17 protein-coding genes are annotated in these 22558 nt (G+C 61.3%); 7 read left to right on the forward strand and 10 right to left on the reverse strand.

The genetic code is table 11. The annotated features are described in order from the left end of the window. Positions 1 to 50: 50 nt before the first annotated feature. Positions 51 to 269, forward strand: a complete 219-nt coding sequence (locus ACSPX5_RS10645; protein ID WP_065257810.1) for a DUF2970 domain-containing protein — start codon at positions 51 to 53, stop codon at positions 267 to 269. Positions 270 to 275: 6 nt separating this feature from the next. Here the strand turns inward: ACSPX5_RS10645 and ACSPX5_RS10650 are convergent, their stop codons facing one another. After that, positions 276 to 1349 (reverse strand): ABC transporter substrate-binding protein, encoded by a 1074-nt coding sequence (locus tag ACSPX5_RS10650; RefSeq protein WP_169430605.1) that lies wholly within the window; start codon positions 1347 to 1349, stop codon positions 276 to 278. 525 nt (positions 1350 to 1874) lie between these two features. On the opposite strand from ACSPX5_RS10650, the gene ACSPX5_RS10655 reads away from it, so the two are divergent. Together ACSPX5_RS10655 and ACSPX5_RS10660 are read left to right on the forward strand one after the other, a co-directional pair. Continuing rightward, a complete protein-coding gene (locus tag ACSPX5_RS10655; RefSeq protein WP_169430606.1) occupies positions 1875 to 3533 on the forward strand; it encodes a nitrite/sulfite reductase in 1659 nt (552 codons plus the stop codon). Next, positions 3517 to 4011, forward strand: coding sequence for a DUF934 domain-containing protein (locus tag ACSPX5_RS10660; RefSeq protein ID WP_096819964.1), 495 nt, complete (start codon positions 3517 to 3519; stop codon positions 4009 to 4011). Before ACSPX5_RS10655 ends, ACSPX5_RS10660 begins: the two co-directional genes overlap by 17 nt. Positions 4012 to 4066: 55 nt before the next feature. Here the strand turns inward: ACSPX5_RS10660 and sohB are convergent, their stop codons facing one another. Next, entirely contained in the window at positions 4067 to 5089 is a 1023-nt protein-coding gene (gene sohB, locus ACSPX5_RS10665; RefSeq protein WP_439821652.1) for a protease SohB, read from the reverse strand. A gap of 207 nt (positions 5090 to 5296) precedes the next feature. On the opposite strand from sohB, the gene ACSPX5_RS10670 reads away from it, so the two are divergent. Both ACSPX5_RS10670 and ACSPX5_RS10675 read left to right on the forward strand, forming a co-directional pair. Continuing rightward, entirely contained in the window at positions 5297 to 6007 is a 711-nt protein-coding gene (locus ACSPX5_RS10670; protein ID WP_169430609.1) for a histidine phosphatase family protein, read from the forward strand. A gap of 48 nt (positions 6008 to 6055) precedes the next feature. Further along, positions 6056 to 6373, forward strand: a complete 318-nt coding sequence (locus ACSPX5_RS10675) for an SCP2 sterol-binding domain-containing protein (RefSeq protein WP_007959502.1) — start codon at positions 6056 to 6058, stop codon at positions 6371 to 6373. A gap of 52 nt (positions 6374 to 6425) precedes the next feature. Here the strand turns inward: ACSPX5_RS10675 and ACSPX5_RS10680 are convergent, their stop codons facing one another. The 8 genes from ACSPX5_RS10680 to ACSPX5_RS10715 all read right to left on the reverse strand — a co-directional run bounded on the left by ACSPX5_RS10680 (position 6426) and on the right by ACSPX5_RS10715 (position 19312). Next, a complete protein-coding gene (locus tag ACSPX5_RS10680; RefSeq protein WP_439821653.1) occupies positions 6426 to 8009 on the reverse strand; it encodes an ABC transporter ATP-binding protein in 1584 nt (527 codons plus the stop codon). 1 nt (position 8010) lies between these two features. Further along, complete coding sequence (locus ACSPX5_RS10685; protein WP_439821654.1) at positions 8011 to 9033, reverse strand: ABC transporter permease; 1023 nt, start codon at positions 9031 to 9033, stop codon at positions 8011 to 8013. Further along, positions 9033 to 10097, reverse strand: coding sequence for a microcin C ABC transporter permease YejB (locus tag ACSPX5_RS10690; RefSeq protein ID WP_439821655.1), 1065 nt, complete (start codon positions 10095 to 10097; stop codon positions 9033 to 9035). Before ACSPX5_RS10690 ends, ACSPX5_RS10685 begins: the two co-directional genes overlap by 1 nt. Next, positions 10084 to 11934 (reverse strand): extracellular solute-binding protein, encoded by a 1851-nt coding sequence (locus ACSPX5_RS10695; protein WP_439821656.1) that lies wholly within the window; start codon positions 11932 to 11934, stop codon positions 10084 to 10086. Before ACSPX5_RS10695 ends, ACSPX5_RS10690 begins: the two co-directional genes overlap by 14 nt. A 114-nt stretch (positions 11935 to 12048) precedes the next feature. Next, positions 12049 to 14703, reverse strand: a complete 2655-nt coding sequence (locus ACSPX5_RS10700; protein WP_439821657.1) for a TonB-dependent receptor — start codon at positions 14701 to 14703, stop codon at positions 12049 to 12051. 145 nt (positions 14704 to 14848) lie between these two features. Beyond that, on the reverse strand, positions 14849 to 17767 hold the full coding sequence (locus ACSPX5_RS10705; protein ID WP_439821658.1) for a TonB-dependent receptor domain-containing protein: 2919 nt from the start codon (positions 17765 to 17767) through the stop codon (positions 14849 to 14851). A gap of 91 nt (positions 17768 to 17858) precedes the next feature. Then, a complete protein-coding gene (locus ACSPX5_RS10710) occupies positions 17859 to 18809 on the reverse strand; it encodes a FecR family protein (protein ID WP_323160592.1) in 951 nt (316 codons plus the stop codon). After that, complete coding sequence (locus ACSPX5_RS10715) at positions 18806 to 19312, reverse strand: sigma-70 family RNA polymerase sigma factor (protein WP_439821659.1); 507 nt, start codon at positions 19310 to 19312, stop codon at positions 18806 to 18808. The genes ACSPX5_RS10710 and ACSPX5_RS10715 overlap by 4 nt, the downstream gene beginning before the upstream one ends. 298 nt (positions 19313 to 19610) lie before the next feature. Here ACSPX5_RS10715 and ACSPX5_RS10720 point away from each other — a divergent pair, with 298 nt between their 5' ends. Beyond that, a complete protein-coding gene (locus tag ACSPX5_RS10720; protein ID WP_323160593.1) occupies positions 19611 to 21329 on the forward strand; it encodes a hydrogenase maturation protein in 1719 nt (572 codons plus the stop codon). A 269-nt stretch (positions 21330 to 21598) separates the two neighbouring features. Then, positions 21599 to 22462, forward strand: a complete 864-nt coding sequence (locus tag ACSPX5_RS10725) for a LysR family transcriptional regulator (protein WP_169432655.1) — start codon at positions 21599 to 21601, stop codon at positions 22460 to 22462. The last annotated feature ends 96 nt before the right edge of the window (positions 22463 to 22558 follow it).

Below are 22558 nucleotides of genomic sequence, written 5' to 3' on the forward strand. Positions count from 1 at the left end.
TTTCATGGGTTGACTATGCTTGTCTGACACACACGGCAGACGAGGGATTTATGGACGATCCAGTCGACAACAAGCCACCCACCTTCTGGCAGATGCTGCACAGCGTCATGGCGGCGGCGTTCGGGGTGCAAAGTGGCAAGAACCGGGCAAGGGACTTCACCCATGGAAAGCCCAGCCACTTCATCTTTCTGGGCATTGCGTTCACGGCAGTGTTCGCCCTGACGCTGTTTGGCATCGTGCAACTGGTGGTGCATCTGGCAGGCGCTTGACCGGGCTCAGTGCATCAGGGTTTGAAAATCGAACGGGTAGCGGTACGAGGCCGGGCGGCCTTTCGCCGAGAGCTTGCGAAAGTGCACGCCGTAGTCCGGCAACGCGCCCATGGCCAGCATTCGGCGGGCATGCTCCTTGTCGATCAATTGCAACAAGGGAATCTGCCGGTCGCGACCACCGTACTGGTTCAAGTCGACACCCTGCGCATGATCGTGCACCTCTACCAACGCCCAGCCACCGAGAGTGAAATGGCCGCCGAGCAAGGCGCTCAAACGCCCGTCGACCAAGGCCTGCAACGCTGCGGGCGACGTATTGACCGCGCTGAACAGAACGTCTTTGCCAGGCACTTTCCCGATTTCTGAGACCGCTCGCATCGCACCGAAGGCCATTTCGTCGTTCGCGGCCCACACCAATGAGATCCCGGGGTAACGAACGAGCAACTGACGGGCCTGCTCATAGGCCCGCTGCTGCGTCCAGCCGCCGTAGACCAGTTGCCGCAAACGGACTTCAGGGTGCTCGGCCAGCGCCCGTTGCATGCCTTTCTCGCGCAACTGTGATGAGGGGGTGATCTTCAGGCCGGAGAACGCCAGCAATTCGATGCTGCTGCCGGGGGCGACAGGTGGATGCAGACGAATCAACTCCTTCATCAACAGATAACCGCCCTCCTCGTCATTGGGCACGAGGCTGCCGATCCGGTCGGCCCGGTCCCCGACCAGCGCTTGCTGATTGGGGGTCAGCGAGGTATTGACGATAAACAGCTTCACTCCGCTATGGTTGGCCATGCGCAGGATCTGTGGCGCGATGTATTGCTCATTGGCGAACATCAGGTAATCGGGGCGATCGGGCCCCTGCAGGGCTGTCCGCGCCTGGGCCAGGGTCAGCTCGGGCTGGCGCTCTGAATAGAGAATGCGCAGGTCGACTCCCAGATCCCGGGCGGCAGCCTGCATGAATTGCGAATAGCTGACCCAGAACGCTTCATGGGTGGAGCCCGGATTCAAAAACAACACAGATTCCGCCCGCGCGCCGGTCCCGAAGGCCAGGCTCAGCAACAGCAGACTAATGTGGAGAAACTTGAACATGAAGCATCCGGGCCCCGGAAAAAATGGCCGCGCATTATAGCCATTCAATCGCCGGCCATTAGCGCCTGATCCCGTTTTTTGTCCGACAATCGTCGGAAACAGGCCCGGAGGGGTCGTTTTATTGATGACTGACCCAGAACACCGCTGTGCCCACGACCAGAATGATCAGGAACAGAATGGCCCACGCATCGACACTGCTATCGCTTTTCCTTGCCTTGGTTGGATTGCTCATTGCATCGCCTCTTGTCGGTTTTATCGGTGATTGCAGAAAGACTCGACCACAGTTAAGACGATGATTGTCCGCACGACAAATGTGGGTTAGTTGACACTCGTTACTGTTAGGCGATTTGGTTCTTTACATATACTCAAACATCACTTTTGCGCATAACTGCAAACGGGTATATTGCCCCGGCTCCATTAAGGAGTGCGCGGCCGTGCGCGCGTAATTGCCGAGGCACCATCGGACTCCAGCAAGCGAAAACGCAGCGTTTTCCGAGTAGCCCAAAGCCTGAGAACAGGACTTATATGTACGTATACGACGAGTACGATCAGCGGATCATCGAGGACCGCGTCAAGCAGTTCCGTGATCAGACCCGACGCTATCTGGCAGGTGAGCTGAGCGAAGAAGAATTCCGCCCCCTGCGCCTGCAAAATGGCCTTTACATCCAGCGTTTCGCGCCGATGCTGCGGGTGGCGGTGCCTTACGGCCAACTGACCTCGCGTCAGGTGCGCATGATGGCGAAGATTGCCCGCGACTACGACAAGGGCTACGCCCACATCAGTACCCGCCAGAACGTGCAGTTCAACTGGCCGGCAGTCGAAGACATCCCGGACATCCTCGCGGAACTGGCCACCGTGCAGATGCACGCGATCCAGACCAGCGGTAACTGCCTGCGCAACGTCACCACCGACCAGTTCGCCGGTGTGGCGTTCGATGAGCTGATCGACCCGCGGCCATGGTGCGAAATCGTTCGTCAGTGGACCACGTTCCACCCGGAATTCGCCTACCTGCCGCGCAAATTCAAGATCGCCGTCAACGGCTCGACCTCCGACCGTGCGGCCATCGAAGTCCACGACATCGGACTTGAACCGGTGCACAACGCCGCTGGCGAGCTGGGCTTCCGCGTTCTGGTCGGTGGCGGTCTGGGCCGTACTCCGGTCGTTGGCGCGTTCATCAACGAGTTCCTGCCATGGCAGGACCTGTTGAGCTACCTCGACGCGATCCTGCGGGTCTACAACCGCTACGGCCGTCGCGACAACAAATACAAGGCGCGGATCAAGATCCTCGTAAAAGCGCTGACTCCAGAAGTCTTCGCGCAGAAAGTCGATGCCGAGATGGAACACCTGCGCGGCGGCCAGACCACGCTGACCGAAGCCGAAGTTCATCGCGTCGCCAAACACTTCGTCGACCCGGACTACAAGGCGCTGAGCAATCATGACGCCGAACTGGCCGCCCTCGACAAGGAACACCCGGGCTTCGCCCGCTGGCGCACCCGCAACACTCTGGCGCACAAGAAGCCGGGCTACGTGGCCGTGACCCTGTCCCTGAAGCCGACCGGCGTTGCACCGGGCGACATCACCGACAAGCAGCTCGATGCCGTCGCCGATCTGGCGGACCGCTACAGCTTCGGTCAACTGCGCACCTCCCACGAGCAGAACATCATTCTGGCCGATGTCGAGCAAAGCCAGCTGTTCACCCTGTGGGGCGAGTTGCGTGAAGGCGGTTTCGCCACGCCGAACATCGGCCTGCTGACCGACATCATCTGCTGCCCTGGCGGTGATTTCTGCTCCCTGGCCAACGCCAAGTCGATCCCGATCGCCGAATCGATCCAGCGCCGTTTCGATGATCTGGACTACCTGTTCGATATCGGTGAACTGGACCTGAACATCTCCGGCTGCATGAACGCCTGCGGTCACCACCACGTCGGCCACATCGGTATCCTCGGGGTGGACAAGAAAGGTGAAGAGTTCTATCAGGTCTCCCTCGGCGGCAGCGCCAGCCGTGATGCGAGCCTGGGCAAGATCCTCGGCCCGTCTTTCGCTCAGGAAGACATGCCGGACGTGATCTCCAAACTGATCGACGTGTACGTGGAACAGCGCACCGAAGACGAGCGCTTCATCGACACCTACCAGCGTATTGGCATCGACCTCTTCAAGGAACGCGTCTATGCAGCGAATCATTAAGAACAACGAGGTCGTCGACGAAACCTGGCACCTGCTGCCCAAGGATTTCAACATCGACGAGATCAGCAACTGCGACGACCTGATCGTCCCGCTGCAGCTGTGGCGTGAACACAGCCGCATGCTCAAGGCCCGCGACGGTGGTCTGGGTGTGTGGCTGGACGCCGACGAAGAAGCCGAGGAAATCGGTGACGACGTGAATGAGTTCCAGGTCATTGCCCTGAACTTCCCGGCGTTCACCGATGGCCGCAACTACTCCAACGCCCGCCTGCTGCGCGACCGTTACGGTTTCAAAGGCGAACTGCGAGCGATTGGCGACGTGCTGCGCGACCAGTTGTTCTACATGCGCCGCTGCGGTTTCGACGCCTTCGCCCTGCGCGCGGACAAAGACCCGTACGACGCCCTTGAAAGCCTCAAGGACTTCTCGGTGACCTATCAGGCCGCCACTGACGAACCGCTGCCGCTGTTCCGTCGCCGGTAAATCCCCGGGGCATAAAAAAACGCCGGTCATTCGACCGGCGTTTTTTATGCCCGCTTTACCAGAACCGTTGCTGGGTCAGCCGGCTCCACCAGTTCAACAGCACACGATCCAGCGAACCGCTGGCCGCCATGCCGATGCGCTCCTGCAGGCTTTTGCGCTCGGCGTAGTGCAGGTGATAGACCTCGGACTTTTTCGCCCGGTCCGCCAGGTACTCGTCACTGGTCTTGAGCTCGTCCACAAGTTGCTTGTCCAGCGCCGCGAGGCCGAGCCAGACTTCACCGGTGGCGACTTCGTCGATCGCCAGCTGTGGGCGATAACGGGCAACGAAGTTCTTGAACAGCTGATGGGTGATGTCCAGGTCTTCCTGGAATTTCTCCCGGCCCTTCTCGGTGTTTTCGCCAAACACGGTCAGGGTGCGTTTGTATTCGCCGGCTGTCAGCACTTCAAAATCGATATCATGCTTTTTCAGCAGGCGATTGACATTCGGCAACTGCGCAACCACGCCGATGGAACCAAGAATGGCGAACGGTGCGCTGATGATCTTCTCGCCAATGCACGCCATCATGTAGCCGCCGCTGGCCGCCACCTTGTCGATGCACACGGTCAACGGCACGCCGGCTTCGCGGATACGCGCCAGTTGCGACGACGCCAGGCCGTAGCTGTGCACCATACCGCCACCGCTTTCCAGACGCAGGACCACTTCGTCCTTGGGTGTGGCAAGCGTCAGCAACGCGGTGATTTCATGGCGCAGGCTCTCAGTGGCGGACGCCTTGATGTCACCGTCGAAATCCAGCACGAACACCCGGGATTTGCTTTCGGGATTCTTCTTCTGTTTCTTCTCGGATTTGGCCTCGCCCTTGCGCAGGGCCTTGAGCTGATCCTTGTCGAGCAGGCTTTGCTCCAGGCGTTCACGCAAGCCTTTATAGAAATCGTTGAGCTTGCTGACCTGCAACTGGCCCGCGGCTTTGCGCCGGCCCTTGCTGCGCAACGCTGCAAAACTCGCCAGCACCACCAATATGGCGATGACCAGTGTGACGGTCTTGGCCAGGAAACTGGCGTATTCAGTCAAAAACTCCACAGTGACTCCTTCAAACGATGCGCGGTCGTGAAACACACGCGGGAATTGGCTCCAGCATACCCATGCACCGGCCGGTCGGCCAGCCGTGAAACCTCTGGCAACAAGGCTGGAACGGGCATTTCAAACAAGCGTATGTTTTTTCATTGACAGCTCACCGTCATCCCCATAACCTCGCCACAACCTTCAACGTACCAGGATGACGCGGACGTGGGCAGCATCTACTTGATTCGACATGGCCAGGCCTCCTTCGGTGCAGACGACTATGACGTCCTGTCGCCGACCGGTGTTCGCCAGGCAGAAATCCTCGGCCGTCACCTGGCCGAACTCGGAATCAGCTTCGACCGCTGCCTGTCGGGCGATCTGCGTCGTCAGCAGCACACGGCCAACAGCGCGCTGGAACAGTTCGCGGCTGTCGGCCTGCCGGTTCCGGTTCTGGAAATCGATTCAGCCTTCAACGAATTCGACGCCGACGCCGTGATCCGCGCCCTGCTGCCGGCCATGCTGCCCGAAGAACCCGAAGCACTGGAGATCCTGCGCAACGCCGCACAGAACCGTGGCGAATTCCAGCGCATCTTCGCCCTGATCATCGAGCGCTGGCTCGCCGGCACCTACGACACACCCGGCCTGGAAAGCTGGCTGGGTTTCGTCGAGCGGGTCCAGGCCGGTCTGCACCGAATACTCGAACAAGCCGACAACACCCAGAAAATCGCGGTGTTCACTTCCGGCGGCACAATCACCGCCCTGCTCCACCTCATCACTCAAATACCTGCGCGACAGGCCTTTGAACTGAACTGGCAAATCGTCAACACCTCGCTCAACCAGCTGAAGTTTCGCGGTCGCGAGGTGGCGCTGGCTTCCTTCAACAGTCATGCACATCTGCAACTGCTGAAGGCCCCGGAACTCATCACGTTTCGCTGAGTCCGGATTACTGTGACCCTGCTGCAATCAACCAAAAAGGATCGAACCATGACCTCCGTAGCTGATGCCGTAAAAGCAATGCAAGCCAAGTTCAACCCAGCCGCCGCTGCCGGTCTGGATCTGGTCTTCGGTTTCAACATCACTGACGAAGACAAGCAATACGCCCTGATCGTCAAAGACGGCACCTGCGACATCCAGGAAGGCGAAAACCCGGACGCCAACTGCACGCTGGTGCTGGACAGCGAAACCCTCAAAGGCATCGTCAGCGGTGAAACCGACGGCATGCAGGCCTTCATGGGCGGCAAGCTGCGCGTTGAAGGCGACATGATGCTGTCGATGAAACTGTCCGAGCTGTTCCCGGCGTAAGTCGGCAGCCAGACTGCGAACAAATCCCGCCCCTGTGGCGGGATTTGTCGTTTCAGGCACTCGAACCGGCAAACGACGCTGCCAGCAACTCCTGTGTATACGGATGCCGCGCCGAGCCGAACAACTTGTCCGTTTCCCCTCGCTCCACCACCTCGCCGTCCTTCATCACGATCAGATCGTGGGCCAGTGCCCGCACCACCGCCAGGTCATGACTGATGAACAGATAGGTCAGGCCGTGCTCCTCCTGCAATCGCCGCAACAGTGCGACGATCTGTTTCTGCACCGTGCGATCCAGCGCCGAGGTCGGCTCGTCCAGCAGGATCAGATCCGGCTTGAGTACCAGCGCCCGGGCGATAGCGATGCGTTGCCGCTGCCCGCCGGAAAACTCGTGGGGATAGCGATGGCGTGTCGCCGGATCAAGGCCCACGTCGCGCAAGACATCGATCACGGCCTGTTCGCGCTCCCGCACGTTCAAGTCACTGTGCACCTGCAAGCCCTCGGCGATGATCTGCTCCACGCACAAACGCGGACTGAGGCTGCCGAACGGATCCTGAAACACCACTTGCAGACGCTTGCGCAACGGCCGCAATTGTTTGCCGCTCAAGCCCTCCAGCGCCTCGCCTGCGAAACGGATGCTGCCCTGGGCGTCGATCAGCCGCAGAATCGCCTGACCCAGCGTGGACTTGCCCGAACCGGACTCACCGACAATGCCCAGCGTCTTGCCCCGCTGCAGGTTCAGGTTGATGCCATTGACCGCGTGCAGATACGCCTTGGCCCGCAGCCATCCGCCACCCAGTGGAAAACGCACATTCAGATTGCGAACCTCAAGCAAATCCTCCGCGGCATCACGGCACAACGCCGCGCCACCGGGTTCGGCATTGAGCAACTCGATGCTGTAGGGATGCTGCGGTGCGCTGAACAATTGCTCGCAGCTTGCCTGTTCGACGATTTCGCCCGCGCGCATCACCGCCACTCGCTGGGCGATGGTGCGCACCAGATTCAGGTCGTGACTGATGATCAACAGTGCCATGCCCAACCGCTGTTGCAATTCCTTGAGCAGCAGCAGAATCTTGCGTTGCACCGTGACATCGAGGGCCGTGGTCGGCTCATCGGCGATCAGCAATTGCGGCTCGCAGGCCAGCGCCATGGCGATCATCACCCGCTGCCGCTGCCCGCCGGAGAGCTGATGCGGATACGCCTTCAGCCGTTCGCGCGGACGTTGAATGCCGACCAGTTCCAACAGTTCCAGAATCCGTTTGCGCGCCGCCGCGCCCGCCAGGCCTTTGTGCAGCGCCAGGCTTTCGCCGAGTTGCCGCTCGATGCTGTGCAACGGGTTGAGCGAACTCATCGGCTCCTGAAAAATCATCGCGATGCGGTTGCCGCGCAGTTGCCGCAAATAACGCTCGTGCACACCCAGCAACTCTTCACCGCCATAACGAATGCTGCCGTCGATCTGCGTGATGTTCGGGTCCAGCAGTTGCAGGATGCTGTGGGCCGTCACCGACTTGCCGGAGCCCGACTCGCCCACCAGCGCCAGGCATTCACCCGGACGGATGTCGAGATCGATACCGTGCACCACTTCCTGGCCTTTGAAGGCGACCCGCAGGTCGCGTATTTCGATCAAATGTTCACGCATATCAAGTCCTGGGGTCGAAGGCATCACGGCAGGCTTCGCCGATGAAGACGAGCAATGAAAGAATCAGCGCGAGCGCAAAGAACGCCGTCAGGCCCAGCCACGGCGCTTGCAGATTGTTCTTTCCCTGACCGATCAGTTCGCCCAGCGAAGCACTGCCGGCGGGCATGCCGAAGCCGAGAAAGTCCAGCGCCGACAACGTGGCAATTGCCCCGGTCAGAATGAACGGCAGGTACGTCAACGTCGCACTCATGGCATTGGGCAGAATGTGTCGCACGATCACCTGCGCATCGCCGACGCCCAGCGCCCGCGCTGCCTTCACGTACTCCAGGCCCCGGCTGCGCAGGAACTCGGCGCGCACCACGTCCACCAGGTTCAGCCAGGAAAACAGCGCCATGATCCCCAGCAGCCACCAGAAATTCGGCTCGACGAATCCGGACAGAATGATCAGCAGATACAACACCGGCAGCCCCGACCAGACCTCCAGCAAACGCTGCCCGATCAGATCGACCCAGGCGCCGTAATAACCTTGCAGGGCACCGGCTGCGATACCGATCAGCGCACTCGCGGCGGTCAATGACAAGGCAAACAGCAACGAAACCCGCGTACCAAAGATCACCCGTGCCAGCACATCCCGCGCCTGATCGTCGGTGCCCAGCCAGTTTTCGCCGGAAGGCGGGCTCGGTGCCGGTTGGGTCAGGTCGTAATTGACCGTGTCGAAACCGAACGGGATCGGCGCAAACCACATCCGTCCGCCCTGCCCCTCGATCAGTTCACGCACCTGGGCACTGCGGTAGTCGGGCTGGAACGGCAGCTCGCCGCCGAAATCCTGCTCGGTGTAGCGTTTGAACGCCGGGAAATACCACTCGCCCTGATACGTCACCAGCAACGGTTTGTCGTTGGCGACCAGCTCGCCGCCCAGGCTCAGGCCGAACAGTGCGAGAAACAGCCACAACGACCACCAGCCGCGCCGATGAGCCTTGAACCGCGCCCAGCGGCGCTGCCCGATGGGAGAAAGTGTCAGCATCAGGCAGCCCTCGCGGAAAAGTCGATACGCGGATCGACCAGCGTGTAACAAAGGTCGCCCAGCAGTTTTATCAAGAGCCCGAACAGAGTGAAGATGAACAGCGAACCGAACACCACCGGGTAATCCCGCGACACCGCCGCTTCGTAGCTCAGGCGGCCGAGGCCGTCGAGGGAGAAGATCACTTCGATCAAGAGCGAACCACCGAAAAACACCGTGACCAATGCCTGAGGCAATCCAGCCACCACCAACAGCATCGCGTTGCGAAACACATGCCCGTACAGCACCTGCCGCTCACTCAGGCCCTTGGCCCGGGCCGTGACCACGTACAGCCGCGAGATCTCGTTGAGAAAACTGTTTTTGGTCAGGATCGTCAGCGTCGCGAAACCGCCGATTACCAGCGCGCTGACCGGCAGCACCAGATGCCAGAAGTAGTCCGCCACCTTGCCCCACAGCGACAGCTCGGCGAAGTTGTCCGAGACCAGCCCGCGCACCGGAAACCAGTCCAGCGCCGTACCGCCGGCGAACACCACGATCAGCAGCAGCGCAAACAGAAAACCCGGCATCGCATAGCCGACGATGATCGCCGCGCTGCTCCAGACATCGAACGCCGAGCCGTTGTGCACCGCCTTACGGATGCCCAGCGGAATCGACACCAGATAAGTGATCAGCGTCGCCCACAAACCCAGCGACAGGGTCACCGGCAGCTTCTGCCAGATCAGTTCGGTCACCGACGCGCCTCGAAAAAAACTCTTGCCGAAGTCCAGTTGCGCGTAGCTCTTGAGCATCAGCCACAGACGCTCACCGGCACCTTTGTCGAAGCCGTACTGGCGCTCGATCTCGGCCACCAGTTTCGGGTCCAGGCCACGGGTTGCGCGGGACTCGCCGCCAATGGTTTCGACATGACTGGCACCCACCGCGGCACCGACACCAATCCCCTGCAATCGAGCGATGGCCTGCTCGACCGGGCCACCGGGTGCGGCCTGCACGATCACGAAGTTCACCAGCAGAATCGCCAGCAGGGTCGGCACGATCAGCAGCAGTCGTCGCAGGCTATAACCCCACATGTGCGTACTCCTTTTGCTGTTGCTGCATCTGCGTCGAGGTCAGCGCGGTCGGGCTGATTTCCCACCAGGTGTCGAGTCCGGCGTCGTACAGCGGCGCAATTGCCGGGCGACCGAAGCGGTTCCACCAGACCGTGGAAATCCCCGGCGGGTAGTAGTTGGGAATCCAGTAATAGCCCCACTGCAACACCCGGTCCAGAGCATGGGCATGGCGCAGAAGGCTCTCGCGGTTGTCGGCCTGCACCACGCCTTCAAGCAGCGCATCCACCGCCGGGTCGCGCAGCACCATGTAGTTGTTGGAGCCAGGATCGTCGGCGCCGTCGGAGCCGAAATAGTTGAACAGCTCGCGCCCCGGCGCCTGACTCACCGGGTAACCGACGACGATCATGTCGTAGTCGCGGCTGCGCACGCGGTTGGTGTATTGCGCGGTGTCGACCTGACGAATATCGAAGCCGATACCGATCTGCGCCAGGTTGCGCTTGAACGGCAGCAGCAGGCGTTCGAATCCTTTCTGGCCGTTGAGGAAGGTGAATCGCAACGGTTCGCCGGCGGCATTCACCAATTGATCGCCACGGGGTTTCCAGCCGGCGGCCTCCAGCAATTTCAGCGCCTGCAACTGTTGCGCACGGATGTTGCCACTGCCATCAGTGCGCGGCGCTTCGAACACCTGGCTGAACACCTCATCGGGAATCTTGCCGCGCCACGGTTCGAGGATTTTCAGTTCTTCGGCATCCGGCAGTTCGGTGGCCGACAATGCACTGTGGGAAAAGAAGCTGCGCTGGCGCAGGTACAGGCTGCGCATCATCTGCCGGTTGCTCCATTCGAAATCCCAGAGCATGGCGATCGCCTGCCGCACTCGGCGATCCTGAAACACCGGATTCTGCAAGTTGAACGCAAATCCCTGGGCACCTTGCGCGGCGCCGGGTGCGAGGTGTTCACGCAGCAACTTGCCCTGCTCCAGCGCTGCGCCGGCATAACCGATGGTGTAACTGGTGGCGGAGAACTCGCGGTTGTAATCGAAGCCGCCGGCCTTGAGCACTTGTCGTGACACGTCCGTGTCGGCAAAGAACTCCACGCTCAATTGATCGAAGTTGTAGAGCCCGCGAGTGATCGGCAGATCCCTGCCCCACCAGTCCTTGATCCGCTGAAACTTCACGCTGCGCCCGGCATCCACCGCGCTGACCTTGTACGGCCCGCTGCCCGGCGGAATCTCGAAGCCTGCGCCATCGGCGAAATTGCGTGTACGCCACCAATGCTCGGGCAACACCGGCAATGTCGCCAGATCCAGCGGCAAGGTTCGGCTCTCGTTGTTCTTGAACATGAAACGCACCTGGGTCGGCGACTCGACCTGCACCTCGGCGACATCACGAAATTGCTGGCGATATTTGAGGCTGCCCTGAGTGGTGAACAGCTCGAAGGTGTAACGCACGTCTTCGGCAGTGATCGGCGCGCCGTCCTCGAACCGTGCCTTGGGGTTGAGGTAAAAGCGCAGCCAGCGCCGGTCCGCGTCCAGCTCTATCCTCTGCGCGACCACACCGTAGACGCTGTAAGGCTCGTCCTTGCTGCGATAGGCCAGCGGCGCGTAGAGCCAGCCATCGATTTCGGCGACACCTGTGCCTTTGTCGATGTAGGGAATCAGGTGATCGAACGGACCGCTCTCCAGCGAAGAACGGCGCAAGGTTCCACCCTTGGGCGCGTCGGGGTTGGCGTAAGCCAGGTGCTGGAAATCCGCGGCGTATTTCGGCGCTTCGCCGTAGACCGTGAGGGCGTGTTGGGGCTGCGCAAATATCGCCGGGCTCAGCAGAAGACATACGCCCAGCAAAGTGAGTCTGGAAAACATGGGCAGATCCTTTAACCGCGTGCCTGCCTGTCTGTGATGTGCAACAGGCCGGCATTTTTTATAGGGCCGGTTTTAGAACGATGAGTTACTAAAACCGGCCATGTCTGGTCACTCTCAGAACTTGTAATTGACCCGCGTGTACAACGTGCGGCCAAACGGGTCGCCATATTTCGGGTCGTAGCCGCTCTGGAACGTGTAGGTCTGATTGCTGAAGGGCGGCTCGCGGTCGAACAGGTTTTTCACCCCGAGGGTCACCGCCAGAGTCTTGCGCCAGGTGTAGGTGCCGGCCACGTCCCAGACGTTGTACGAACCGACGTAATCGTGAGTCTCGCGATCCGAGTCGTGGTAACCGCTGGTGTAGCGGTTGGTCAGGCTCGCGCCGAACGGGCCATGACTCCAGCTGCCGGTCAGGCTGTGACGCCAGCGGGCCACCGCGCCCGCCGACGCGAAGACACCCCCGCGAAAATCCCCGAGCTTGTCGATGAAATCGCCCTTGAGCTGCTGCTGATACTCATAACGGCTGACATAAGTCCCTTGCAGGCCGATGCCGAAATCACCGAAGGACGTGCTCGGCAGGCGATAGTCGAAACTGACGTCGACGCCGTTGGTCTTGATCTTGCCGAGGTTGGCCAGACCGGTGACCACGTGATCGATAGAGCCGTCAGGCTTGCGGATCAAACGCTCCGGATACAGTTCCGGGTTCTCGAACACCGCCGATTCGGGGAATTCGGCGATCTGATTGGCGATGCTGATCCACCAGAAGTCCAGCCCGGTGGTCAGGCGATCAAACGGCTGATAAACAAAACCGACGGTGACGTTGCGCGCGGTTTCCGGGCTAAGGTCAGTATTGCCGCCCGTGGTGCGGTTGAACTGCTGGGCGCAGTCGCGGTTGGCAATGCCGCCATTGCTCGGATTGCCACCGGCACACAGGCGCGGGTCGTTGTAATTGGCGTTGGTGAAGGTGGTGAAGTTCGGGTTGTAGAGTTCGTACAGCGACGGCGCCCGGAAGCCTTCGCTGTAGGCGCCTCGCACCACCAGTTCCTTGAACGGCTGGAAGCGGAACGAGTATTTCGGATTGGTGGTGCTGCCGAAATCGCTGTACTTGTCGTGTCGCACGGCGGCGGACAATTCCAGGCTGTCGAACACCGGCACATTGACCTCGGCATATTGTGCCGAGACGCTGCGATCCCCTGACACACTGCCGTTCGGGTCGACGCCAAGGCTCTGCACATCCCCGGCAAATGCGGCGAAGTCCTGATGGAAATCTTCCTTGCGGTACTCGCCACCCAGCGCCAGCGCCGAAGGACCGGCGCCAAACCAGTCACCGATCTCGCGGCTGACTCGGCCATCAATCGCCTTCACCCGGCCCACGGCGGTTGCGTAATCACCGTCCACAGCGTTGGCCGCCAGCAATGCTGAACCGGCAGCCGTCTGCGGACCGAACGGGTTGATCACGCCGTTGGCGATCCCCTGGCTGACGGCACGGTCGTTCACGTATCCGCTGCGGATCGTGTTGACCACTTTGTTCTGGTTGTACGACGCGCCGAGGTTGTAATCCCATCCGACCAGCGTGCCGTCGAAGCTCAACAGCAGGCGCTGACCGGTGTTGTCATCCTCATGCTGACGGGCGCCGACCGTCGTTTCGCGCCAGTTCACGTCCACCGGTTGCGTCGGGTCGAGGGCGAAACCGCTCGGCCCTGGCGTGATGCCGTTACCCGGATAGAACGCAGTGCCGGGATTGACCTGATTGCCCATCAAAGTGCCAGGGCCGATCTGCGTCCGGTTTTCGTTGCGCGCCCAAAAGTATTCGAGGCTGACGTTGTGATCGTCCGACAGCTTGCCAGTGGCCTTGGCGAACGCGGAGGTCTTCTCGGTTTCCGGCACCAGATCCAGGTAATTCCACAGGCTCTGACGGCAAATACCGTTGCGCGACAGCAGCCCCGGCGCATTGCAACCGGAACCGGCCAATGGGTTGGTGGCGTTGCTGCCCTGGCTCCAATTGGCGGGCGACGCTGTGCCCGAGGTGTAATCCAGACCGCGCCCCGGCTGATAGTTGTAGGTGTAGGCGCGATCATCGGCCGCGAGGCGCTGCTGCTTGTCGTAGCTCACCACGCCGAAAACGTTGAAGCGATCGTCCTGCAAATCACCGAAACCCCAACTGCCGCTGAAGTTGCGGCTTTCACCGCCACCGGAATGAGTCGGCGTGTCGTAGCTGGTGCTGATCTGGCCTTCGGTGAGGCTGGTCTTGGTGATGAAGTTGATCACCCCACCGATGGCATCTGTGCCGTACAGCGCCGAGGCGCCGTCGCGCAGCACTTCCACCCGGTCGATGGCGGCGAACGGGATGGTGTTGAGGTCGACGCCGGAACCATTGATGGCGTTGGTCGCGTTATTGCTCAAGCGTCGACCGTTGAGCAGCACCAGGGTCTTGTTCGGGCCGATCCCGCGCAGGTCGGCGTAAGACGCCCCGCCACTGCTCGACCCCACCGAGCGCCCGGAACCGACGGAAGACTGGTTGGCCGAGATGCGGTTGACCAGCTCTTCAGTGGTGGTCACGCCCTGCTTCTGCAACTCCTCGACCCGCAGGATGGTGACCGGTACGGCGGTTTCGGCATCGACCCGGCGGATCGCGGTACCTGTGACTTCGACCCGCTGCAATTGGGTGGTCGGCTCGGTTGCCGTGCTGTCTGCAGCCACGGCCGGTAACGTGTTGATTGCCAGCAGCAAGGCCAGGCTTAAAGGGGATTTAACGGGTGAAAAATGGATCATGAACAGCCATCCCTGCGTTTTGGTTTATGCAGGGATGTGCGACGAGTGTCGGGGATTTATAGAGCCCGATTTAGACCGTTGAATGCTGACGTTATGCCAAAAGCAGCGTGATGACAGGCTTCATGCAATCGCCAGGGAGGGCCGCTTATCCCCCAAAGTGATAACTCACATCCAGCCACCACTGTCGCCCGTACGGGTCGTAGTTGCCGGTCGGGTAATACGGCCAGCCTGCGGAGTCGTCATGCTTGACCTGATTGAGCACGTTGTTCACGGTCAGCCCGACGCTCGCCCGCTCGTTCAAGCGATAGCGCGCACTGGCGTTGAACACCGTCCATGGTGACAGACGCCCGTCGCCCGCGCCGTTGGTGACCGAGCCATAGCGAATGCCCATCAGGGTCGCTGTGGCCTTCTGGTAATCCCAGGTCAGGCTGGCGTTGACCTTGCTGCGCCAGTCGTAGTTGGTGCGCGAGGTGCGCCAGTCCTGGGTCGGGGCTTCGTCCGACTCCTTGTAGTTATGCGAGAGCACCAGGGTGTAGCCCAGCGCCGAACTGAACGCACCGTACTGCCCGGCGCCCCAGCGGATGTTGCTCTTGAAGTCCAGGCCGCTGACCCGTTCGCTCGCCGCGTTGATCGCATTCACCCGTACCCGCTGCAACTGATTGGGATCGACGGCGGCATTGCCGGGATTGCGATCGACACGAGCGAGAGTCGATTGGCAGTTGGCCGAGTTGATGTCCTGGGTGCCATTGCGGCATTCGTTCTCTTGCTGCAACAGGCGGTTTTCGTCGACGGTGGTCAGCAGGTCATCGATCTCCACCCGCCAGAAGTCAGTGGAAAAATCGAAGTTGCGCGACGGCGACCAGACGAAGCCGTAGGTCCAGGATTTGCCGCGTTCGGATTGCAGATCCGCCGTGCCGCTCTGGGTGTAATCGACCCGCCCGCGATCACACGCGCCCTCCACGCCCTGGCTGCAACCGTAATAGTCGATCTGCGCCGGGTAGTAACCGTTGCTGTCGGACTGATAGATGTAGTTCAGGTCCGGGGCGCGGAAACTGGTGCCGTAACTGCCGCGCACCAGCAGGCTGGTCACCGGCCGCCATTCCAGGCCGAGGTTGTAGGTTTTCTGTTGTTCGGTGCGGCCGCTGAATTTGTATTGGTCCCAACGCCCTGCGGCTGTCGCCAGCACCGTGTCGGTGACCGGAATGCTGAATTCGCCACCGGCCGCGTATCGTTTGCGAGAGCCGCCGGAGCTTTGTGCCGGGGTCACGCCGTAGAAACTGCCGTCGTTGAGGCTGTCATCCGGGTCGATGCGGTATTCCTGTTTGCCCGCCTCCAGCACCCCGGCGAATCCCACCGGGCCAGCCGGCAGGTCAAACAGATCGCCATTGACCGAGGCGTTGTAACTGGTGGATACCGACTTGCTGCTCTGGGTCAGATTGCCGCGAAACTGCTCCCACTCCTGGGTTGTCAGTGGCCGGTCGAGGCGCGAGGCATCCGGCGCGAACACGGGGTAGCCGCCACGGGTACCGAGCTGCGGTCCGAGGTAGAAATCCTGGATCGACGACAGCGGCGTATAGCGTGTGGTGCGCACGCTTTTGTATTCCGAGCGATTGACCGCCAGATCATAGTGCCAGCCGGTGTCGGCGATTTTGTCCGAAAGCCCCAACGTGCCGGTCCATGAGGTGTCGCGCCACTTGCTGTTGTTGCTGGTACGCCCGCCGATTTCCTCTTCACCGAAACGCCGGTACCAGCGCTCCAGATTGCCGCTGTTCTGGTTGATGAAATCCGGCGAGGTGAAGCTCGGGCCGCGTGTGTTGTTCTGGATGTGATCGAGGCCGTACATCAGGTCGGCGAAGACCTGGCCGCTGTCGCTGAAATGCCAGGTGCCACGGGTGTAGCCGTCGTAGTTTTCCTTTTGCGTCTGGATCGTCCAGTAATCGTTGTACATCTGGTCGGTGCGGCAGCGCCCGGCGCTGTTGAACAGCTTGTTGTCGAACGTGCCCTGATACGCGCCGCAGCCCGGTCCCAGGTAACGGTTGTTGGTCAGATCGCGACGGTAACCGACATCCGCCAGCGGCCCGCTCTGCATGAAGCCGCGATCATCGGCCCAGATCGGGTCGCGGTTGGTCAGCTCAAGCCCGAACAAGCCATCGAAGTCGCCCCAACTGCCGCCGCCGCTAATCTGCAACCGCTGGTTGTCGCCGCCGCCGCGCTCACTGGTGCCGCCCTTGAGGTTGACATCGACACCATTCATCTTGTCCTTGAGGATGATATTCACCACCCCGGCAATCGCGTCCGAACCGTAGATCGCCGAGGCGCCGCTGCTGAGCACTTCAATGCGGTCGATGATCGCCGACGGAATGTTCGCAAGGTTGGTGAAGTTGACCTTGCCATCGTACGGCGTCGGGTAATCGGCGACCCGCCGGCCGTTGATCAGCACCAGCGTGTGGTTGGGGCCGAGGCCGCGCAGGTTGAGGGCGCTGGCGGCCGGCTGCCAGGTGTTGCCGTAGTCTTCGCCCTGGGTCATGCCGGTGTTCTGGGTTTGCGTGGCGAGCGCGTCGTAGACGTTCTTGTAGCCCCGCGCTTCCATTTCTTCGTGGGTGATGACGTTGACCGGCGTCGCACCATCGCTCTGCGCACGGGCGATCCGCGAGCCGGTGACCGTGACTTTTTCCATGCGGTAATCGGCGCTGCTGGCGGGCACCTCGGCGGCGGCTTTCACGGGCACCGCGCTCGGCACATCGGCCTGACGAATGCTCAAACCCTGAGTGCCCTGCTCGACTTGCAGACCGCTGCCGGATAACGCCTTTTCAACTGCCTGCCTGCCACCCAACGCACCCCGCACCGCACTGCTGCGCTTGCCCTGCACCAGATTCTGGCTGAAGGAAATCGGCACGCCGGTCTGACGCGAGATATCCAGCAGTACCTCGTCGAGCGCACCCGGGGCGATATCGAAAGTGAACACCTGAGCGGCGTCTTGCGCCAGAACGGCGCAAGGAGCGATGCCCATCGCCAGCGCGGCGGCCAGCGTCAGGCGGGTTGATTGTTGTTTGAATGAGAACATCGAAGGGCTTCCCTGTTGAAGGCGTCTGCAGGGAATGAGCAGCAGGCCGGCGCTTTTTATAGGGGGACGGATAGACCGGGAAGTTATGGTTTTATAACCGTGCTTCGATGCTCACCCAGTACGGGTTGTGCCAGGTCACGCGAATCGGCAGCGAGCGTTCGAGCAACTGCAACGTTCGGTCGCTGTCGTCCAGCGAATAGAGACCGCTGAGGTGCAGACCAGCAACGTCGGGACTCAGGTGCAGGATGCCGCGACGGTAGCGGCGCAGGCTGTCGATGACTTCGCTCAAGGGGCGGTCGCGCACTTCGAGTCGGCCCTGAACCCAGGCACTTTCCTGCCCCTTGCTGCGTTCCAGCACGAGGACTTCCCGGCCGTTGAACAACAGACTCTCGCCCGCCTCCACCACCTGCCGCGCACCGCTGGCAGTGACCACTTCGACTTGCGAATGCAGCATCACCAGCCGCGTCGAATCCTCTGCACGCTGCACCAGGAATTTCGTCCCGAGCGCACGCATCCGCCCATGCCCGGTTTCGACCACAAACGGCCGGGTCAGATTTTTCGCCACATCGATCAGCAGCTCACCGCTGCGCAGGTCCAGCAAACGCTCGAGACTGTTGAAGCGCGGCACCACGCGGCTGCGGGCGTTCAACGTCAGGGCGCTGCCGTCCTCGAGTGTGAATTGACGTCGCTCGCCGGTACCCGTCGACAACTCGCCAGCCTCGGGCAACCAGCCATAACGTCGCCCGAGCAACCCGGCCAGCACCGCGACGGCGAGTACGCTCAGGCTACCGCTGATGAATCGGCGACGACTGCTGGAGGGAGCATTCAGGCTGTGCAGCACGCTTTCACGGGGCAAACCCCGCAGGTTCGCATGGCGCAAAAGGTTCAGCCCGCCGCCCATCTGCTCGATGATCTGCTGATGCCGTGGATCCGCCGCACGCCAGGCTTCGAACGCTGCACGTTCCTGAAGGCTGACGTCCCCCGACTGCAGCAGCGCCATCCATTGCGCCGCTTCATCGATCAATGTTTCGTCCGGCCTCATGCCTGCATCGCCTGATAGCAACGCTTGAACGCCTCGACCATGTATTGCTGCACACGGCTGGTGGACACGCCGAGGCGTTCGCCGATTTCGCTGTAGGTCAGGCCATCGAGCTGATGGTAGAGAAACGCAGCCTTGGCCTTGGCCGACAAGCCGTTGAGCAAGCGATCCACCGCCAGCAGCGTTTCGATCACCAACTCCCTTTCCTCAGGCGACGGATGCACCGGCTCCGGTGCCAGCGCCAGGCTTTGCAGATAGGCACGCTCCAGATCCTGCCGGCGCCAGCCTTCATAGACCAGACGCCGGGCAATCGTGGTCAACAGCGCGCGGGGCTCGCGAATGGCCAGCGGATCGGGCAATGCCAGCACTCGCAGAAAGGTTTCCGAAGCAATGTCCTGTGCACTGTGCGGGCAGCCGAGGATACGGCTGACTGCGGCGCACAACCATCGGTAGTCCTTTTGGAACATTTGCCCGATGAGCTGGTAATGCGGGTTGTGACTCCCCATGCCTTACTCCCTGAAAACGGGCTCCACCCGCTGCGAAAATCCATGGATACGCCGGGATCGTCCGGCGTTGATCAGGGTTGCGACTGTGCAATAGCGTCGCCGACATTTGAAGTAATAAAAAAACAGGATAAGCAAACCATTGAGCATAAGACGTTTTATCGCCCCGGCAACATTGGCTGACACAACGTTGATCTCGATCAGTGGCGCGCGCCACGCCACTCTCTAACCTTGCGCCTCCATCGATAGCCACGGACGGCTCACCGGGAGCCTGCGGCTGATCCTTCAAGGAAGAGCAATCATGCGATCACTCAACATCATTCTTTTGTCTTCGGCGTTCAATGGTCTGACCCAACGTGCCTGGCTGGACCTGCGCCAGGCGGGCCATTCGCCCAGCGTGGTGCTGTTCACCGACGAAACCACCGTGTGCGAACAGATCGAAAACAGCGGCGCTGACCTGGTGATCTGCCCGTTCCTCAAGGACCGTGTCCCCCACGCGTTGTGGAGCAACCTGCAGCGTCCCGTGGTGATCATTCACCCCGGCATCGTCGGCGATCGCGGCGCCAGCGCGCTGGACTGGGCGATCATGCGCGAGCTGCCGTCCTGGGGCGTGACCGCCCTGCAAGCGGTGGAAGAAATGGACGCCGGCCCGGTCTGGGCCACCTGCGAATTCAACCTGCCGGCCGGTCTGCGCAAATCCGAGCTGTACAACGGCCGGGTCAGCGACGCAGCAATCCGTTGCATCCGCGAAGTGGTGGAAAAATTCATCGACGGCTTTGTCCCCATGCCTCTGGATTACGCCGATCCCAAGGTTCGCGGCTGCCTGCAACCGAACATGAAACAGGATGACCGTACCTTCAGCTGGCACGACTGCTCGCGCTTCATCAAGCGCTGCATCGACGCGGCGGACGGCCAGCCCGGCGTGCTCGCCAGCCTCGCCGGCGGACAGTATTACGTGTACGACGCCCACCTTGATCAACGCACCGGCATCCCCGGCGAGATCCTCGCGGTACACGACGACGCCGTGCTGGTAGCCACCGGTGATCACAGCCTGTGGATCGGCTCGTTGCGACGCAAACCGCAACCGGGCGAGGAAACCTTCAAGCGTCCGGCGCGGCATGTGCTGGCCGGGCAACTGGCGCACGTACCGGTACTGGACTGGTCGATTGCCAACGCTCCGTTCAGCGATGAGGCGTATCAACCGATCCGCTACCGCGAATCCGGGCAGGTCGGCGAGCTGACCCTGGAGTTCTACAACGGCGCCATGAGCACCGAGCAGTGCCAACGCATGGTCCAGGCCCTGCGCTGGGCCAAATCCCGCGATACGCACGTGCTGCTGATCAAGGGCGGACGCGGCAGCTTCTCCAACGGTGTGCACCTGAACGTGATTCAGGCCGCCGAAGATCCGGGTGCCGAAGCCTGGGCCAATATCCAGGCCATCGATGATGTGTGCGAAGAATTGCTCAGCGCACGGCAACTGGTGGTCAGCGGCGTCACCGGCAATGCCGGCGCGGGCGGTGTGATGCTCGCCCTGGCGGCTGACATCGTGTTCGCCCGCGCTGACATCGTGCTCAACCCGCATTACAAAAGCATGGGCCTGTACGGCTCGGAATACTGGACCTACAGCCTGCCCCGCGCCGTCGGCCCGGCCATGGCCGAACAATTGACCCAGGCCTGTCTGCCGGTCAGCGCTGCTCAAGCGTTGCAACTGGGCATGGTCCAGGAAATCGGCCCGCGCTGCCCGGACGAGTTTGGTTTGTGGTTGCTGCAACGGGCTAATTCGGTACTGACCGATCCGACGTATGCGGCGGTGCGTGAGCGCAAGCTGCGGGTCGATCACGAGTTGATTCGCCGGTGCCGCGAAAGCGAGCTGCAAGAGATGCAGGAAGACATGCTGTACAACCGCAATCAGTTTGCCGAGAAGTGCCGCAACTTCGTGTACAAGCGCAAGACTTGCTGTACGCCGGCGCGGTTGGTGGAGGATTGGGCGCGGGTTCGGGAGGCTGAGCTGGCCAGTTAGTCCGCGGCGTCTGCTTTTCCCCTCACCCTGACCCTCCCGAAACGTCGGACCGCCCGGAGGGAGAGGGGACTGACCGAGATGTCTTGCGCTATGCATCGACCTGAAAAATCGTGTCGATTATGGATTCAAAGCCGAACTTTCAGGTCGATGTATCTCGTCAATATCCCCGAATCGGTCCCCTCTCCCCCCGGGCGGTCCGACGTTTCGGGAGGGCTAGGGTGAGGGCGCTTTTGACTTACAATGCCGGCACCTCAACCTCCGGCCCGCCCATGGACATCGACCTCGCCCGCACCTTTCTGGAAATCGTCCGCCACGGCAGCCTCGCGGCGGCGGCCGAGAAGCTGTTCGTCACCCAGACCGCAATCACCGCCCGTGTGCAAAAACTCGAAAGCCAGTTGGGCAGCACGCTGTTCGTGCGCAACCGCGCCGGTGCGCGGCTGACCGCCAATGGCGAGGCCTTCGTGGTCTACGCCAATCAACTGGTGCAGACCTGGGAAGCCGCCCGCCGCGACCTGCCGCTGCCCGAGGGCTACGACAACGTGCTGCACATCGGTGGCGAGGTCAGCCTGTGCAACCCGTTGATGCTCAGCTGGGCCGCCGAACTGCGCGAGAAAATCCCCAGCCATGCCCTGCGCATGGACATCCGCGACGGCGAGAACCTGCTGCGTCAGCTCGAACTCGGCGTGCTCGATGCCGCGCTCGTCTACCAACCGGAATACTGGCCGGGCCTGCAGGTCGAGCAAGTGCTGGAAGAGAAACTGATTCTGGTCCGGACACCCAACCGCCCCGCCCCCTATGTGTACATCGATTGGGGCGAAGACTTCCGCCGCCAGCACGACGCCGCACTGCCGGAAAAAGCCAAGGCGGCCCTGAGCTTCAACCTCGGCCCGCTGGCACTGCAATACATTCTGGAGAACGGCGGCAGCGGCTATTTCCGTACCCGTGTCGTTCGCACCTACCTGGAAAGCGGCGCACTGGAAACCGTCACCAAAGCGCCGGAGTTTGGCTATCCCACCTACCTCGTATACTCCCGCGACCGCGACTCGGCGATCCTGCAGCAGGCGTTCGATCTGCTGCGCGAAGTGATCAAGGCCGATGACGACTGGTCGCAGCGCTGGAACCCGTTGAGCTGACGACCGCTATGCACCGGAGCATGGCAGTTGTGACCTCAAGGTAGACCCTGCACAAACGGCGGGATCGGCTAATCTGCCGGGATAACGACAATATCC

This window comes from Pseudomonas sp. HLG18 (genome assembly GCF_051903985.1).
GTDB classification, from domain to species: domain Bacteria; phylum Pseudomonadota; class Gammaproteobacteria; order Pseudomonadales; family Pseudomonadaceae; genus Aquipseudomonas; species Aquipseudomonas fluorescens_BT.

What these genes read in the sequence shown, in the direction of transcription:
- ACSPX5_RS10695 (WP_439821656.1), bottom strand. Translation starts at nt 11,934, where the DNA reads ATGTTTTCCAGACTCACTTTGCTGGGCGTATGTCTTCTGCTGAGCCCG.
- ACSPX5_RS10680 (WP_439821653.1), bottom strand. Translation starts at nt 8,009, where the DNA reads ATGCGTGAACATTTGATCGAAATACGCGACCTGCGGGTCGCCTTCAAA.
- ACSPX5_RS10710 (WP_323160592.1), bottom strand. Translation starts at nt 18,809, where the DNA reads ATGAGGCCGGACGAAACATTGATCGATGAAGCGGCGCAATGGATGGCG.
- ACSPX5_RS10650 (WP_169430605.1), bottom strand. Translation starts at nt 1,349, where the DNA reads ATGTTCAAGTTTCTCCACATTAGTCTGCTGTTGCTGAGCCTGGCCTTC.
- ACSPX5_RS10655 (WP_169430606.1), top strand. Translation starts at nt 1,875, where the DNA reads ATGTACGTATACGACGAGTACGATCAGCGGATCATCGAGGACCGCGTC.
- ACSPX5_RS10715 (WP_439821659.1), bottom strand. Translation starts at nt 19,312, where the DNA reads ATGGGGAGTCACAACCCGCATTACCAGCTCATCGGGCAAATGTTCCAA.
- ACSPX5_RS10645 (WP_065257810.1), top strand. Translation starts at nt 51, where the DNA reads ATGGACGATCCAGTCGACAACAAGCCACCCACCTTCTGGCAGATGCTG.
- ACSPX5_RS10720 (WP_323160593.1), top strand. Translation starts at nt 19,611, where the DNA reads ATGCGATCACTCAACATCATTCTTTTGTCTTCGGCGTTCAATGGTCTG.
- ACSPX5_RS10660 (WP_096819964.1), top strand. Translation starts at nt 3,517, where the DNA reads ATGCAGCGAATCATTAAGAACAACGAGGTCGTCGACGAAACCTGGCAC.
- ACSPX5_RS10675 (WP_007959502.1), top strand. Translation starts at nt 6,056, where the DNA reads ATGACCTCCGTAGCTGATGCCGTAAAAGCAATGCAAGCCAAGTTCAAC.
- ACSPX5_RS10700 (WP_439821657.1), bottom strand. Translation starts at nt 14,703, where the DNA reads ATGATCCATTTTTCACCCGTTAAATCCCCTTTAAGCCTGGCCTTGCTG.
- ACSPX5_RS10685 (WP_439821654.1), bottom strand. Translation starts at nt 9,033, where the DNA reads ATGCTGACACTTTCTCCCATCGGGCAGCGCCGCTGGGCGCGGTTCAAG.
- ACSPX5_RS10705 (WP_439821658.1), bottom strand. Translation starts at nt 17,767, where the DNA reads ATGTTCTCATTCAAACAACAATCAACCCGCCTGACGCTGGCCGCCGCG.
- ACSPX5_RS10690 (WP_439821655.1), bottom strand. Translation starts at nt 10,097, where the DNA reads ATGTGGGGTTATAGCCTGCGACGACTGCTGCTGATCGTGCCGACCCTG.
- ACSPX5_RS10725 (WP_169432655.1), top strand. Translation starts at nt 21,599, where the DNA reads ATGGACATCGACCTCGCCCGCACCTTTCTGGAAATCGTCCGCCACGGC.